Genomic DNA, 2,040 nt, shown 5'->3' on the forward strand with positions numbered 1-2,040 from the left:
CTTTATAAGCATCTTCCAAGTACTCGATAAACTCATATTCTGGATTAGCAGCCTGAAGATCAGGATTTAGTTTTAAACACTGTGCGCCACACCAAGGAATAAACTCCATTTTGTCTTGGATCTTTGCAAGTCTCTTTTCTGTATAGTATACAATTGCTCCAGGTATATTTTTAATCTCAGCTTCATATTTCATTTTTTGTCCCTCCAAAATATAATTGATTTTTGAAAGACATGCTGCTATTTCCTGTTGCTCATTTTTAAGCTGTTGCACCTTGGCAAGTAGAATTTTCTCCTCTGGCGCACCAGCAAATATGGCTTTAATCTCCTCAATTGAAAGCTTCATTGCACGATAGGCTTTGATTCTAGCCGCAGTTTGAAGTTGACTTACTTTATAATACCTATACTTCGTATACTCATCAGTAGCTGTAGGTATTAAAAGTCCTTCTTTTTCATAATATCTAAGCGTCTTTATCGTTAATAATGAAAGCTTTGAGAACTCCCCTATCTTTAGCATCTAGCAGCTCCTTTCAAAGTAATATTTCTTACATTTTAGAGTTTATTACCTCCCCTTAGGAAAGAGTCAATACAAAGTTTAAATGATAAATTTTTATTTTATTGCATTATAATATTTCAAATATTATAATATTTCAATGTATCAAACTAAATTTAAATATTGCACGCTTTAAAACTACTAAGGAAAGGAAATTTATTAAAAATGATTAAGAAAAATATATTTGGCATAACCAGTTGTATTATCATTATATTCATATACATATTAACAACCGAATTAGTATACGATCATTTAAGCGGTTCAAATTGGCACTTTTATGATAGTTGTTCACGTATGGTATTTGGTACTATTTCGCTCCTTATAATATCCAAGCTTTATAATCGCTCTATTAAAGATATATTACATTTTTATAACCCTAAATCTGCATTTCTAATATATGCTGTGCCTTTTTGCCTCAGCATTATATATAGGACGGCATATTTTAGTAATCTAACTATTAGTTTACTTATTAGCAAAGTGATCTTACAGCAATTCGCAACGTGCTTCTTTGAAGAAGGTTTATTTCGAGGGCTCCTTTTAGAAGGTGCTTTTCATGCCAAAAATAATAAATGGTACACTAATTTAATTTACGGCTTATTAAGCTTTATTATTTTTGGAAGTATGCATGTATTATTTGGTTGGGACTTATGGACATTCTTCTATACTGGCACAATTGGATTTGCTTTTGCTGCCATATTTCTTCTTTCTCATAATCTCATATACCCTATGCTTCTTCATTTTATCTATGATATATTTGACAACATAGCCCCTTATTCTATTTCAAAAGAAAGTTCAATTGCCCTTTGGGCCGATCAGCTCTACAAGCCATCCGTTATATTTGCGTTTATAATTTTTGCTAGTTTACTCTTTCTTAACACCAGCACATTTTTTAACATTTATTGTTGGTTTATTAAAATTTTTATTTGGCAACTATCATCCCCTGATTTTACACTCTTTATAAGTTCCACATCCACTTCCCTATCCAAAATATAGTTAAACATTTGCTTTGTATATCCTAATGTGCAATAGCACCATGTCTTAGGTAATATCTTGTCTATTTTTTTACACATGGACAATAACACTCTGGATAATTTAAATAGAATGCATTATTTTCGTATGCCATAGTAAATCCTTCCTCTAACTCATTCATGCTCTGGGCAAATGCTTTTTCATTGCCAGACTGTATGTATAATGCTTTAATCTTTTTCAACTTCAAAAGCGCTGTTTTACAACTACACTCCATTCTAATCTCCTTTGCTGTTTCTTCATCATAATTTTCCTCTAAATAGTTGCAAACCTCTTGTGCCCACTCAAATTTTTTCTTAATTGAAGCCGATTTCGATAATTGATAATGCTCTGCAAATTGCTTGGCTACTTCTTCTCCACAATGCACTTCTAAACTCTTTAAAAAACGCATTGCATGTGAATGATCATTCTTTGACATAATAAAATCTCCCCTAATAAATATATATTTTATCATAAGCGTTAAC

2 protein-coding genes and 1 pseudogene are annotated in these 2,040 nt (G+C 31.6%); 1 reads left to right on the top strand and 2 read right to left on the bottom strand.

Going from position 1 to position 2,040, the window contains the following annotated elements; all coding sequences use genetic code 11:
• Nucleotides 1-514, bottom strand: a 514-nt coding sequence (locus JCM14822_RS18450) for a MerR family transcriptional regulator (protein WP_054744096.1), incomplete at its 3' end; no start/stop codon positions are given.
• Nucleotides 515-844: 330 nt separating this feature from the next.
• Here JCM14822_RS18450 and JCM14822_RS25340 point away from each other — a divergent pair.
• Nucleotides 845-1,543, top strand: a complete 699-nt coding sequence (locus JCM14822_RS25340) for a CPBP family intramembrane glutamic endopeptidase (protein WP_408606228.1) — start codon at nt 845-847, stop codon at nt 1,541-1,543.
• Here JCM14822_RS25340 and JCM14822_RS18460 read toward each other — a convergent pair.
• A pseudogene (locus JCM14822_RS18460) lies at nt 1,447-2,030 on the bottom strand (DUF6144 family protein). The gene JCM14822_RS25340 and the pseudogene JCM14822_RS18460 sit on opposite strands and share 97 nt — an antisense overlap.
• Nucleotides 2,031-2,040: the final 10 nt, after the last annotated feature.

The organism is Cellulosilyticum ruminicola JCM 14822 (assembly GCF_001311925.1).
Lineage (GTDB): Bacteria > Bacillota > Clostridia > Lachnospirales > Cellulosilyticaceae > Cellulosilyticum > Cellulosilyticum ruminicola.